The 12,588-nt window shown below is 49.5% G+C and carries 12 protein-coding genes; 7 read left to right on the top strand and 5 right to left on the bottom strand.

All coding sequences use genetic code 11. From position 1 onward, the window contains the following. Positions 1-82: 82 nt before the first annotated feature. The 5 genes from H6G50_RS21355 to pap all read right to left on the bottom strand — a co-directional run bounded on the left by H6G50_RS21355 (position 83) and on the right by pap (position 5,700). On the bottom strand, positions 83-718 hold the full coding sequence (locus H6G50_RS21355) for a MotA/TolQ/ExbB proton channel family protein (RefSeq protein WP_190721121.1): 636 nt from the start codon (positions 716-718) through the stop codon (positions 83-85). Between the two features lie 139 nt (positions 719-857). Further along, entirely contained in the window at positions 858-1,613 is a 756-nt protein-coding gene (cobA, locus tag H6G50_RS21350; protein WP_190721118.1) for a uroporphyrinogen-III C-methyltransferase, read from the bottom strand. Between the two features lie 235 nt (positions 1,614-1,848). Further along, positions 1,849-2,829 carry a carbohydrate kinase gene (locus H6G50_RS21345; RefSeq protein ID WP_190721115.1) on the bottom strand — a complete coding sequence of 327 codons (981 nt, stop codon included), beginning with the start codon at positions 2,827-2,829 and terminating at the stop codon, positions 1,849-1,851. A gap of 201 nt (positions 2,830-3,030) precedes the next feature. Further along, a complete protein-coding gene (locus H6G50_RS21340; RefSeq protein WP_190721112.1) occupies positions 3,031-4,092 on the bottom strand; it encodes a YdcF family protein in 1,062 nt (353 codons plus the stop codon). 114 nt (positions 4,093-4,206) lie between these two features. Then, a complete protein-coding gene (gene pap / locus H6G50_RS21335) occupies positions 4,207-5,700 on the bottom strand; it encodes a polyphosphate:AMP phosphotransferase (protein WP_190721109.1) in 1,494 nt (497 codons plus the stop codon). A gap of 229 nt (positions 5,701-5,929) precedes the next feature. On the opposite strand from pap, the gene H6G50_RS21330 reads away from it, so the two are divergent. From H6G50_RS21330 to H6G50_RS21300, 7 genes are all read left to right on the top strand, one after another. Beyond that, positions 5,930-6,370: a hypothetical protein gene (locus H6G50_RS21330; protein WP_190721107.1), complete on the top strand. Its 441-nt coding sequence runs from the start codon at positions 5,930-5,932 to the stop codon at positions 6,368-6,370. A 33-nt stretch (positions 6,371-6,403) separates the two neighbouring features. Further along, positions 6,404-7,534, top strand: a complete 1,131-nt coding sequence (locus H6G50_RS21325) for a glycosyltransferase (RefSeq protein WP_190721105.1) — start codon at positions 6,404-6,406, stop codon at positions 7,532-7,534. 120 nt (positions 7,535-7,654) lie between these two features. Beyond that, a complete protein-coding gene (locus tag H6G50_RS21320; protein ID WP_190721102.1) occupies positions 7,655-8,389 on the top strand; it encodes a sugar transferase in 735 nt (244 codons plus the stop codon). Positions 8,390-8,609: 220 nt separating this feature from the next. Next, on the top strand, positions 8,610-9,692 hold the full coding sequence (gene gmd / locus H6G50_RS21315) for a GDP-mannose 4,6-dehydratase (RefSeq protein WP_190721099.1): 1,083 nt from the start codon (positions 8,610-8,612) through the stop codon (positions 9,690-9,692). 154 nt (positions 9,693-9,846) lie between these two features. Then, entirely contained in the window at positions 9,847-10,785 is a 939-nt protein-coding gene (locus H6G50_RS21310) for a GDP-L-fucose synthase (RefSeq protein ID WP_190721096.1), read from the top strand. Positions 10,786-10,888: 103 nt separating this feature from the next. Further along, positions 10,889-11,845, top strand: coding sequence for a glycosyltransferase family 2 protein (locus H6G50_RS21305; protein ID WP_190721093.1), 957 nt, complete (start codon positions 10,889-10,891; stop codon positions 11,843-11,845). A 15-nt stretch (positions 11,846-11,860) separates the two neighbouring features. Then, positions 11,861-12,541 carry a TVP38/TMEM64 family protein gene (locus H6G50_RS21300; protein WP_190721090.1) on the top strand — a complete coding sequence of 227 codons (681 nt, stop codon included), beginning with the start codon at positions 11,861-11,863 and terminating at the stop codon, positions 12,539-12,541. Positions 12,542-12,588 lie beyond the last annotated feature (47 nt).

Below are 12,588 nucleotides of genomic sequence, written 5' to 3'. Positions count from 1 at the left end.
GTAGGGTGGGCAGCGCCCACCAGCTAAGACTTTTGTGCGTCAAGAAACGTATAATAAAAAGAAAGTAGCGCTATATTTCTTATTATAAATTCTTATTTTTATTGTGGTAAAAGTGGCGATAAAACAGTTCAAATTGACCGCCATATCTTTGGATTAACGATAGCTGTTGACGATACAAACCTCGAAAATAATTCGCAAATAAAAGCGTAAAGATTGCAACAATTAAACCCACTGCTGTGGTAATGAGCGCATCGCTAATTCCAAAACTAACTTGCGATGGATTGGTTCCCCCCACATCCCCTAACTTCAAATTTGCAAACGCCTCAATTAATCCTAAAATCGTTCCCAACAGTCCTAAGAGAGGCGCAACCGCAATAATGGTTTCAAAAATCGTATTAAAGCGTTTAAAAAGCAAAATTTCAGCTTGCGCTGCACTTTCTAACGCCAATCGCAAATCTTCTGGCGTTGGTTCCTTCAGTTCCAAAGCCGCTAAAAAAATGCGCGCCATCGGCAAGTTTTCGTTTTTCTCCAAACTCGCAATAGCTGCTAGCGGGTTTTCCGGGTAAAGCAGCAGAAACTCTCGGATAACGGGGATTTGATACTTTTGAATGCGCCACCAAAAGTATAAGCGCTCGACAATCAACGCGATCGCGATCGCGGAAAACAAAAATAAAGGGATCAGAACGAACCCGCCGAGGGAGAATAATCGAATCGACATTGGGACAAATCGTATCGCACTGCAAGCAGGAACCAAGGTTTATCTTAGCCTGCAATCGATTCGCAAGCCGATCGAATTATCTCGCCGCTCTTAAAAAGAACTGCACTTGCACCCAGGAAATCGCCCGCTTGCCGATCCCCTATTTAATCGCTAAAACCGAATGCAAATTGACAACTTCCCCAATCGTAACGATCGCGGGCGCTTCAAACCCCGTCGCCTCGACCTGCTCTACAATCGTCTCTAGCGTCCCAATTAACTGCTCTTGATCTGGGCGCGTTCCCCAGCGAATCAGCGCGATCGGCGTTTCGGGGCTGCGTCCGGCGGCGATAAACTGTTCGATAATATAACCGAGGTTGTGAACGCCCATATAAATCACCGTCGTTTCCGAACCTTGCGCGATCGCGGACCAATTCACCTGCGGGCGATATTTCCCCGCCGCTTCGTGTCCCGTTACAAACGTGACCGAAGAACTATAGTTGCGATGAGTCAGAGGAATCCCGGCATAAGCGGGGGCGGCGATCCCCGACGTAATCCCCGGTACGACTTCCACTGGAACGCCCGCCGCGATCAAATCTTCCATTTCCTCGCCGCCGCGCCCGAACACAAAGGGATCCCCGCCTTTCAAACGAACGATAACCGCATGAGTTTGCGCTTGTTCGATTAACAATTGCGTCGTCTCTTCTTGGGGTAACGAATGACGGCCGCGACGTTTGCCCGCATTAATTTGCTCGGCGTGCGGGCTAATTAAGTTAATAATTTCCGGGCTGACGAGGGCATCGTAGACGACAACATCGGCGCATTCTAATAATACCTTTGCCTTCACGGTTAGCAAGCCCGGATCTCCCGGCCCCGCCCCAACTAAATAGACTTTACCTACACCCTTTGCCGCTATCATTGGATTTTTGAGTTCTGTAATTGGGAACGGTCAACATATCGCAATTCGGTAAAGCCTCGGTCGTTACTTTTTATTGCGTTCGCTTGACTTAAGGGTAGGTAAAGCTCGGCAAAAATTTGGTATTCTGCACTACAAATCTTCAGGACTCATGTAATTTTTGCCTTAAATTCATGCGTCGTCCGAGCAACCTAATTATTGCCTAAAAATTGAGCGACTAACCCCCGTAAACTTGCCCCTAATTCGGATGGCGTTCGAGAAAGGCTTCCACTTCGCCCGCTGTAGGCTGAGCGGCGATCGCGCCCGGTCTCTCTGTCGTTAAAGCCCCCGCCGCACAAGCATAAGTAACGATTTCGCGAGCCATGTCTGGATTTTGCAAGCAAGCGATCCCGCGCTGGCACAGTTGATGGAGGAAAGCAGCTAAAAAGGCATCGCCCGCCCCAGTGGTATCGCTGACATTCGCTGCGAAGGGATCGACGCGACCTTCGGTTTCACTGATGCAATAACTCACGGGCTTATCGCCGCCCGCAGTGATGAGAACGCCTTCAACGGAGTTTAATCGACGCACGATCGCGCCCGCATCTTCCGTCCCAAAAACTTTTTGGGCTTCTTCATCCGTCATTTTCAGGAAATCCACATAAGGCCACAAATCGTGGATGTGCGATCTCGCTTCACTTTCATCCCTCCAAAACATCGGTCGCCAGTTAAAATCAACGACGATTTTAACGTTATGCCGATCTGCAAATTCCAGAGCGCGAAAGACTGCCTTCCGCGTTTCTGGGTAAGCGAGTTCTAACGTCCCCAGTACCAAAAAATCCGCCACTTGAAACAGATTTTCCGGCAGCGCATCGGCTTGTAAATAAGCATCAGCAAAAGCATCAGCGGGCAGATCGCCGAAACCAGCAAAAGCGCGATCGCCATTTTCCGATCTCACCACGTACACTTTTCGCGTCGGTGCGGTGGGATGGCGTTGAACTCCCATTGTCTCCACGCCCGCCGACTCCAACACCGAAAAAAGTTCCGTTCCGACCGGATCTTCACCAATGCAACCGATAAAAGCGGTGGGCGTTCCTAATTTCACCAGCCCGCAAGCGACGTTAGCAGGCGCGCCACCGGGGTAATCCGTCCACGATTCCACTTCTTCGATTTCTCGCCCGGGTTGGTCGGCAAGGCGATCGAATAATATTTCTCCAAGGCAGAGTACGCGCAGTTCACTCATCAGTTATTAATTGTTTGAGCGCTTTGATTGTAGCCAGAAACTCGGTTGGAGTTTAGTCGAATAACACACCCAATCCGAAAGAATTGCTGGGCTGTAGGCGTGTTGATTGGTAACGTCCCTACCAAGATTTCGTAGGGTGGGAAACGCCACCCGCCTCAAATCACTGTCATTCAGGGTCAATCATTCGCGATCCCTCGTCTGTTAAATAACAATGGGTTCGCCCCAACCGCGTAGGAAGTAATAAATTAGCCCCAAATATTCTTCTACCACTTTACTCATCAAAGCGAGAGCATCGGCTGTGGGAATAAAGTCAGTCACTCCGATGCGGCGATCGGGCGATTGGGGAGGCTGGGCGGTATGAAAGTCGGTCGGACGAGAGATTACATTTAATTTAACCGCCATAAACGCTGTTGCCGTGCGCCTCATGTGCATGGCGGAGTTTACGACCATAATCGGTCGATTGGGGATATTGAGATCGCTCAAAATTTCTTTAACATTGAGAGCAATCTCGTGAAGATTTTTCCCTTCGGTTTCCAGGATAATATCGCTGCTCGATACGCCCAGACGTTCGAGCAGAGAGGCAATCTTTTCAGCTTCTACGGGAATTTCTTTACTGGTTAAGTTTTCTCGGGGGGCAGCGGCAACGATTACTAAAGGCGCAAAAGCGTTGCGACGTTGTTGTCGATAGAGGGCGGCGGTATAGAGGATGCGATCGCCAGATTCACCCAATTCGATCCGAGAACCGTTACTAAAATTGTTCAGTTCTGAGGGATTGTAACGGGGATTGCCGGTTAACACGGCACTATCGGTTGTCCCGTGACCGATTAAGACAATCGCAGAAGCATTTTTCCTCACCGTCGGGGCAATCTCGCGACGAATGTCATTAAGGCGCGTCCACTCGTACTCGGTTCGCTGGGCGGCTTTGTAGCTCAAAAAAGGATTGCTCGTCACGAGCAGTACCAGCAAACCGCTGATAATCAGTTTGCGTCCCAAGGCTTTGGCCTTATCGTCCAAGAGCTTTTGCAGCCCGACGTACACTAAGATAATCGCCAGACCGAGGGGTTTGAGGAAAAAGGCAAGTATTTCCCACAAATAGGACATCCCGACAAAGCTGGGATCGTAGAAGCCAACGGTCAGGGTAAACCAAATTAAGATCGTGCCGATAATCGCCCGCCACCGATCGGTCAGCCAAGCGATGAGAACGAAATAGATGAGGTAGCCAACCAGCAGCCATAATAGCAGCCGTGTCAGAAGTAAAAACATTTGACCCCTGTTCCCAATGAATTATTGTTTCTTCCTGGAGAGGTTTCCCAGCATTTCTCCCAAAGTCCTTTATACCCGATTAGCGGTTCACTTGGCTGCGAAAAACAAACATTTTTATTTAGAGTTTTGTTTTAATTGGGCTTTAATGGCGGAGATCGCAGTTTCGATGACAAAAACGCGAGCATAATTCTTGTCATTTCCGGGGACAATCGTCCACGGGGCAATAGGCGTACTGGTGCGCGCGATCGCCTGATTGACAGCAACGTTGTAGAGGGGATAGCGTTCGCGGTTGCGCCAATCCTCTTCGGTCAGTTTATAAGCTTTAAGCGGATTGTTTTTCCGGGCTTCAAAGCGTTGCAGTTGCTCGTCTTGAGAGATGTGCAGCCAGAACTTCACTAGCACGTAGCCAGCGGTTCGCAACTGCGCCTCAAATTCGTTAATTTCTTGAAACGCGCGCCGCCACTCGATATCGGTTGCGAACCCTTCGACGCGCTCGACTAAGACGCGCCCGTACCAACTGCGATCGAAAATCCCGATAATGCCATCGGGCGGGAGATCGCGCCAGAATCGCCAAAGATAGTGATGGGCTTTTTCTTGGCTGGTGGGGGCGGCGTAGGTATTCACTTTATAGCTGCGCGGGTCGAGACTGTCGGTGAGGCGTTTAATCGCACCGCCCTTCCCGGCTGCATCCCAGCCTTCAAACAGCAGCACGACGGGAATTCGTTCTTGATAAATGGCGCGCTGGAGGGCGAGTAAATCGATTTGCGCCGCTCGCAATTTTTGCTTGTAAGTCTCTTTGTCGAGGGCGACACTGAGATCGACTTCGGCTAAGAGATTGGGTTCGGTGGGCAACAGTTCGCTTTGCGGCGGCAAATTCGGCGGCGGAATGCGAACGGCCTGCCGTTCGAGGGCTTCGGTTAAAGTAGCGACCAGTTGGGATAGGACTTTTACCCGAGTCCAGCGCGAGCAATTCCCTTCAACTAGCGTCCAAGGGGCAACGCCGGTACTGGTTTGCATTAGCATATCTTCAACGAGAGTGCTGTATTCTTTGTAACGTTTTGCTTGCTGCCAATCTTCAGGACGAACGCGCCACGCCGTAAGCTCATCCTCGCCCATTTTTTTGAGGCGTTTTTTGAGTTCTTTGCGAGACAGATGAATAAAAAATTTAGCAATAGCTGTGTCATCATCAGCTAGCTGGCGCTCGAAGGCATTGATTTGGGTCATTGCTTGGGGGGCTTCGGGGGGCAGCAAGCGCTTGAAAAGTCGGTCTTCGAGGACGTGGGTGTACCAACTATGATAAAAAATCGCGATCGCGCCTTGGGAGGGCAGTTTTTGCCAAAAGCGCCACAGAAATGGATAAGCTGCTTCTTGTAGGGTGGGGGCAACGATGGATTGGACGACAAAACCGCGCGGATCCATATAGTTGACCATTTTTTTGACCAATGCGCCCTTTCCGGCGGCGGCCCACCCTTCGAGGACGACAATAACCGGTAGTTTTTTCTCCCGACAGGTTAATTGCAGCGAACGCAACTGCAACATCAATTCTTCAATTTGTGCGGCGTAAGTCTCTTTATCGAGAGTGCGTTCCAAATCCAGAGATTCCAACATTCAGAGTTGCCCCCATCAGCGCGAGATCGTCTTTTATCCTACCTTTAGAACGGTTTGAATCGGAAATTGTCGCGGGTCGCGATCGCGGCGCGACGAACTTTCATTTTTAGGGTACAGTGTAAACTTAAAGTTCGGCATGAAAGCTCGATGGTTCGAGTTTTTCCCTGGGAATTGGGACGCTAAACCCCAATCCCCGCCCATTCTAACGTTATCGATCCGGAGAGGAGTGATGCTCTGTTTGTCCCGAGCGGTGTTAAGAGCCGCAAGCGCTGCAATAATTTTGCTGACCTTCGGTTGTACTGAGAGTAAAGTCGCTCAGTGCGACAGAATTATTCAAACTGCCAACCGATTTGTCAATCAAGCCACGCAACTGACCGATAACGGACAGACTAACGAACCTCAAGCAATTTTGCAGGCAGCCGATGCAATGGACAAAGCAGCGGAGGAAATGCAAGCTCTTCAAATTAGTGACGAGCCACTTGAAGAGTATCGCAACGGTTTTGTCAATATGTATCAAGACATTTCTAAGGCGACCCGAGCTTACGTCCAAGCCTATGAAAAGAAAGACCGTCCGGGAGCCGAAGCTGCGCTGAGTAGCTTGCAGCGAGCCACTCAACCCGAGCCAGAATTAGTGAAAGGCGTGAATGAGTATTGCATGGGCAAAAAGTAAGCGATCGCCTCGCCCCTTAACGCTGGAGTGGCAATGAAAACGGCGTTGGTACACGAATGGTTGACACCGAAAGCGACGGGAGGTTCCGAACTCGTCGTGCGCGCGATTTTAGAGATCGTAGAAGCGGATCTTTATGCTCTGATTGATTTTGAATCGAGCAATCCCGATAGCTATCTTTTCGAGCGCAAAATCGGCACGACCTTTTTACAGCATCTCCCGCGATCGCGCTCTGGCGTACAAAAGTATTTACCTTTATTACCGCTCGCGATCGAGCAATTCGATCTGCGCGAGTACGACATCATCCTCTCCTCCTCCCACGCCGTCGCCAAAGGCGTATTAACCCGCCCCCAGCAGTTACACATCTGCTACTGCCACACCCCGATGCGCTACGCTTGGGACTTAACCTTCGATTACCTCAACAGCAGTCGGATGGGACAAGGACTCCCCGGTTGGGCGACGCGCTACCTCCTGCATCGCCTGCGCCAATGGGATGTCATCTCCGCCAATCGCGTCGATTACTTCATCGCCAACTCCCGCTATACCGCCCGCCGGATTTGGCGCTGCTATCGACGAGAAGCAACCCCCATTTATCCCCCGGTGGATGTCGAGCGCTTTCGCTTTCAACCGCAAAAAGAAGACTTCTACCTTACTGTTTGCCGCTTAGTGAGTTACAAACAAGTCGCCCTCATCGTCCGCGCCTTCAACCAACTCCAGCGCCCCCTGATTATTATCGGTTCCGGACCCGAACTCGATCGCATTCGCAAAATTGCCCAACCCAACATTCAACTCCTCGGCGCGCAGCCCAACCGCGTCGTCGAAGACTATATGGCGCGCGCCAAAGCCTTTGTTTACGCCGCTATCGAAGACTTTGGCATTGCCCTCGTCGAAGCCCAAGCCAGCGGCACGCCCGTCATTGCCTACGGAGTCGGCGGCGCAACCGAAACCGTCCTCGACTTTCGAGATTATCCTAAGACGGGAACCGGCTTGCTCTTTCCCGAGCAAACCCCCGCCAGTCTAATCGCCGCCGTGCAAGAGTTTGAGAACTCCAGTTCCGCCCTTCACTCAGAAAATTGTCGCCAGCAAGCGCTGAAATTCGCACCAAATGTATTTAGCGAGCAGTATTTAGCGTTTCTCGATCGCGCCGATCGGGAATTTAAGCCCTAAAATGGATGAAACCTCGATCGGATTAGTCGAATTCCTGGAGAAATCGCGCTCATCTGGTATCTTGTAGGCAAGACGATCGGGATTCATGTGGTGTGAAGTGAACTGAAGTGAAGGAGTAAGATGACTGCTCATAGCCAACTTGTCTCCGTTAAAATCTTGCGCGGCTCGAAAGAAAGACGTATTTTCGCAGCCGAAGCAAGGCGGAAGTCGCAAGAGTCATTACTCTTGGAGACTCTAAACGGAAATTTCGCCAAACGGTTATTTGATGTTCTATTTTCGCTAACCGTTTTGATTGTTTTTTCTCCCCTTTACTTATTGCTGGCAACTGCGATTGCTATCAATTCCCCCGGGCCGGTGTTTTACATCCAGAAACGGGTGGGGAAAAATTTTAAACCCTTCGGCTGTATCAAATTTAGGACAATGGTGAGCAACGCCGACGAGATGCTCGCCGAGATGCTCGCTAACTCCCCCGAATTACGCCAGGAATTTGATGCTGACTATAAGTTGCGTCAAGATCCCCGCGTTACCGCGATCGGAAAATTCCTCAGATATACCAGTCTCGATGAATTTCCCCAATTTTGGAACGTTTTGATGGGAGATATGAGCGTTATCGGTCCGAGACCGCTCGTTCCCGACGAACTCACCAAATACGGACATCATATCGATAAAGTCTTGACCATACGCCCCGGTATTACGGGTCTGTGGCAAGTCTCCGGACGCAACGATATTCCCTACCACCGCCGGGTGCAAATGGATATCTATTATGTCAATTCTCGCAACTTGTGGCTGGATTTACTCATTGCCATTAAAACGATTGGCATCATCGTGTTTCCGCGCGATCGCGGAGCCTATTAATTCCCATCGACAACGAGGGAATAGTAAGTAAGGACAGAAACTGCCCTCTCCAACCGCAGAGGAGAGTTTGCCCGGGGACGCTGCCATTGTCAAATAATTTAAGTTAACTTAGGGAGAGCTTAATCAGCAGCTTAAGTTACAACTGACATAAAGCAGAGCGGCCCCGAACGTTTTAGCAAGATGCTAGAACAATACCATTTTAGGAACAGGAAAATTGAGCATGAGCCAACCCAAGCGAGCCTTAATCACTGGCATCACCGGTCAAGATGGTTCTTATTTAAGTGAGTTGTTGCTAGAGAAAGGCTATGAAGTTCACGGCATTATCCGCCGGACTTCTACCTTTAATACCGACCGCATCGATCATATTTATGAGGATCCGCACAGCCCGGAGGCAAAGTTATTTCTTCATTACGGAGACTTAACTGATGGAACAACCTTGGGCAGACTTTTAGAAGCCGTCCAGCCCGCAGAAATTTATAATTTAGGCGCTCAATCCCACGTTCGCGTCAGTTTTGATTCTCCCGAATACACTGTCGATGCTGTCGGTCTTGGCACTTTGCGCCTTCTCGAAGCCCTTCGCGACTACCAGCAGCGCACGGGCAATGAAATGCGCTTTTATCAAGCGGGTTCTTCGGAGATGTTCGGGAAAGTCCAAGAAATTCCCCAAAAAGAAACAACTCCTTTCTATCCCCGCAGTCCTTACGCCTGCGCCAAAGTTTACGCTCACTGGCAAACTGTAAACTATCGCGAATCTTACGACTTGTTTGCCTGCAATGGCATCCTGTTCAATCACGAGTCGCCGCGTCGGGGCGAAACTTTCGTGACCCGCAAGATTACGCGCGCTTTAGCTCGGATTGTGGCAGGGCATCAGAAAAAGCTCTATCTCGGCAATTTGGATTCTAAGCGCGATTGGGGCTATGCCAAAGATTACGTGCGAGCAATGTGGCTGATGCTTCAGCAAGATGTTGCTGATGATTACGTCGTCGCGACGGGAGAAACGTATTCGATTAAAGAGTTTCTCGATATTGCCTTCGGTCATGTCAATTTGGATTGGAACGATTACGTCGAATTTGATGCGCGCTATCTGCGACCGGCAGAAGTCGATATCTTGATTGGCGACCCGACCAAGGCCAAAGAAAAGTTGGGCTGGGAACCGTCGGTAACGTTTGAGGGGCTGACAAAGTTAATGGTCGATGCAGATTTGGCAGCCCTCGGGTTGTCGTCTCCGAATGGTTCGGCTTCGGAAAATGTGTTGAAGGATAATGCTTATATCCGGCAAAATGTCGGCAGTGCTGTAGATTGAAGGAGACTTCGAGCAGATGGATGAAGTCAGAAGTCAGCCGATGAGGCTCTGTCTCTAGATTAAGGCTCGCAATTATTGGATTGCTTCTGGCTTCGTTGTATAGGGATGAATTCTTAAAAAGACTGCTGCTAAATCGAGGACTAGACAGAATATCATGCTAGATTTGAGCGCAAAGCGGATCGTCGTTACGGGCGGCGCTGGATTTTTGGGCAAACAGGTCGTCGAACAACTCGTGCGGTCTGGGGCAGATGCTGAGAAAATAACCGTACCGCGATCGCGCGATTTCGACTTAACAACTTTAGAAGCCTGTCAAAAAGTTGCCGCTAACTGCGATATCATTATTCACCTCGCTGCCCATGTCGGCGGTATTGGGTTAAACCGAGAAAAACCTGCCGAACTTTTTTACGACAACTTAATGATGGGGACGCAACTGATTCACTCCGCTTACCAAGCGGGCGTGGAGAAGTTTGTCTGCGTCGGTACGATTTGCGCTTACCCCAAATTTACTCCCGTTCCCTTTAAGGAGGACGACCTTTGGAATGGCTATCCGGAGGAAACTAACGCCCCCTACGGTGTTGCGAAAAAAGCTCTGTTGGTACAATTACAAGCTTATCGCCAGCAGTACGGGTTTGATGGCATCTACCTACTACCCGTCAACCTCTACGGTCCGGAAGATAATTTTAACCCCGACAGTTCCCACGTCATTCCTGCCCTAATTCGCAAAGTTTATGAAGCCCAGCAACGCGGAGACAAGCAATTACCCGCTTGGGGCGATGGCAGTCCGACGCGCGAGTTTCTTTATTCAACCGATGCGGCGCGCGGGATTGTCATGGCGACGCAAGCTTATGAGAGTTCCGAACCCGTGAACCTGGGAACCAATGCCGAAATTTCTATCCGCAATTTGGTAGAAACGATTTGCGAATTGATGGGATTTGAAGGCGAAATTGTTTGGCAAACCGACAAACCCAACGGTCAGCCGCGTCGCTGTTTGGATACAACGCGGGCCAAGGAAGCGTTTGGATTTGTTGCCGAGACGGATTTTCGGCAGGGTTTGAAAAACACAATTGAATGGTATCGCCAGCACGCCGATTGAGGCGTAGAATATTCGGGATAGGAGAGAGCAAAAATTGTAGGGTCGCGTTTACTCTTCTCTCTCTATCCCTATTTTTTATTTTTAATTTTTAACTCTGACTCTCATGTCCTCAGACTCAGATGAGGTTCAACTGTCGATTGTCGTTCCTCTTTATAATGAGGAACCGAATCTTAATGCTTTGTTTGAACGTCTGGAAACCGTTCTGGACAAACTGGGGAGGAGTTACGAAATTGTTTGCATCAACGATGGCAGTAAGGATAATACATTGCTGGGCGCGATCGCGCATCACCAACGCAATCCAGCTATAAAGATTATCAATCTCTCACGTAACTTCGGTAAAGAAATTGCACTGACAGCGGGCTTAGATTACGCTACGGGTACTGCTGTCATTCCCATTGATGCAGATCTCCAAGACCCGCCCGAACTGATCGAACAATTAGTCTTAAAATGGGAAGAAGGGTATGATGTGGTGTATGGGACGCGGCGATCGCGCCAAGGCGAAACTTGGCTAAAGCGCTTCACTGCCGATGCTTTTTATCGCGCGATCGGAAAAATGAGCCGCGTTCCGATTCCCCGCGACACCGGAGACTTTCGACTCCTCGACCGTCGCGTTGTCGAAGCGCTCAAACAACTGCCCGAACGGACGCGCTTTATGAAAGGTTTATTTGCTTGGGTCGGTTTCAAGCAAACCTCTATTCTATTCGATCGCGAACCGCGTCTGAAAGGAACGACGACCTGGAACTACTGGAAACTATGGAACTTTGCTATTGATGGCATTACTTCTTTTAGTTTTGTGCCTTTAAAAATTTGGAGTTATATCGGTTTATCGATCTCCTTGGTTTCTTTGATTTATGCAAGTTTTCTCGTATTGCGAACAATAGTTTTTGGGATTGATGTCGCAGGCTATGCCTCGATTATCGTTGCCGTTCTCTTTTTAGGCGGCATTCAACTGATTACATTAGGGATTATTGGCGAATATATCGGGCGCGTATACGAAGAAGTGAAAGGTCGCCCGATTTATCTAGTGCGCGATGTTTACGGATTCAAAGGAAACGACTAATAGGAGAACCAAGTTTTGAAAGCAAAAACTGGAGCAATATTTCTGTTTATTTTCTGCGTCGTCGTCACTGGAATCGGCGTTTATCTGTTGGGCGGAATTAAGCAAGAACAGATTCAAATTTGGCTCCAGCAGGCGGGAATTTGGGCCCCGATTGTTTATATTCTCCTTTATACTCTCGGAACCCTTTTAATCTTACCCTCTACCCCCCTTAACCTCAGTGGCGGTGCAATTTTTGGCGTTCGAGATGGGACGCTGTGGACGACCGTAGCGGCAATTATCGCAGCCGTCGTTGCTTTTGCCTTTACTCGCACGGTCGGACGAGAGTGGGTTTCTCGAAAATTTGCAGGACGCTGGGAAGCGATCGATGCGGAAATGCGGCAAGGGGGATTGTTTTATATGTTTGCCATCCGTTTGTTGCCCCTCATTCCTTACGGAATTGTTAACTTTGCTGCCGGTTTAACGTCAATTCGTTTTCGCGATTATTTAATCGGTACGCTGCTCGGAACGATACCGGGAATTTTGCCTTTTGTGATGATAGGTGCGGGGATTCAAGCATTGAAAAAAGGGAATGTCGTACCGATTCTTTTTGCCCTCACCTTAACCAGTCTTTTAGTCGGCGGTGCGACTTGGTATCGTCGCCATCGTCAGTCCCCCCGTAAGGCGTTGGCGGAAGCGGAACGGAAGAATAATGGATAATGAATGGAGAATGGATAATGGATAATGGATAATGGATAATGGATGAT

It is taken from the genome of Oscillatoria sp. FACHB-1406 (assembly GCF_014698145.1).
In the GTDB taxonomy this organism is placed as follows: Bacteria; Cyanobacteriota; Cyanobacteriia; order Cyanobacteriales; family Spirulinaceae; genus FACHB-1406.
This window is presented reverse-complemented; position numbering and strand designations above follow the sequence as displayed.

Excerpts from the sequence above, each read along its gene's own strand:
- H6G50_RS21355 (WP_190721121.1), bottom strand. The coding sequence starts at position 718 with ATGTCGATTCGATTATTCTCCCTCGGCGGGTTCGTTCTGATCCCTTTA.
- cobA (WP_190721118.1), bottom strand. The coding sequence starts at position 1,613 with ATGATAGCGGCAAAGGGTGTAGGTAAAGTCTATTTAGTTGGGGCGGGG.
- H6G50_RS21345 (WP_190721115.1), bottom strand. The coding sequence starts at position 2,829 with ATGAGTGAACTGCGCGTACTCTGCCTTGGAGAAATATTATTCGATCGC.
- H6G50_RS21340 (WP_190721112.1), bottom strand. The coding sequence starts at position 4,092 with ATGTTTTTACTTCTGACACGGCTGCTATTATGGCTGCTGGTTGGCTAC.
- pap (WP_190721109.1), bottom strand. The coding sequence starts at position 5,700 with ATGTTGGAATCTCTGGATTTGGAACGCACTCTCGATAAAGAGACTTAC.
- H6G50_RS21330 (WP_190721107.1), top strand. The coding sequence starts at position 5,930 with ATGCTCTGTTTGTCCCGAGCGGTGTTAAGAGCCGCAAGCGCTGCAATA.
- H6G50_RS21325 (WP_190721105.1), top strand. The coding sequence starts at position 6,404 with ATGAAAACGGCGTTGGTACACGAATGGTTGACACCGAAAGCGACGGGA.
- H6G50_RS21320 (WP_190721102.1), top strand. The coding sequence starts at position 7,655 with ATGACTGCTCATAGCCAACTTGTCTCCGTTAAAATCTTGCGCGGCTCG.
- gmd (WP_190721099.1), top strand. The coding sequence starts at position 8,610 with ATGAGCCAACCCAAGCGAGCCTTAATCACTGGCATCACCGGTCAAGAT.
- H6G50_RS21310 (WP_190721096.1), top strand. The coding sequence starts at position 9,847 with ATGCTAGATTTGAGCGCAAAGCGGATCGTCGTTACGGGCGGCGCTGGA.
- H6G50_RS21305 (WP_190721093.1), top strand. The coding sequence starts at position 10,889 with ATGTCCTCAGACTCAGATGAGGTTCAACTGTCGATTGTCGTTCCTCTT.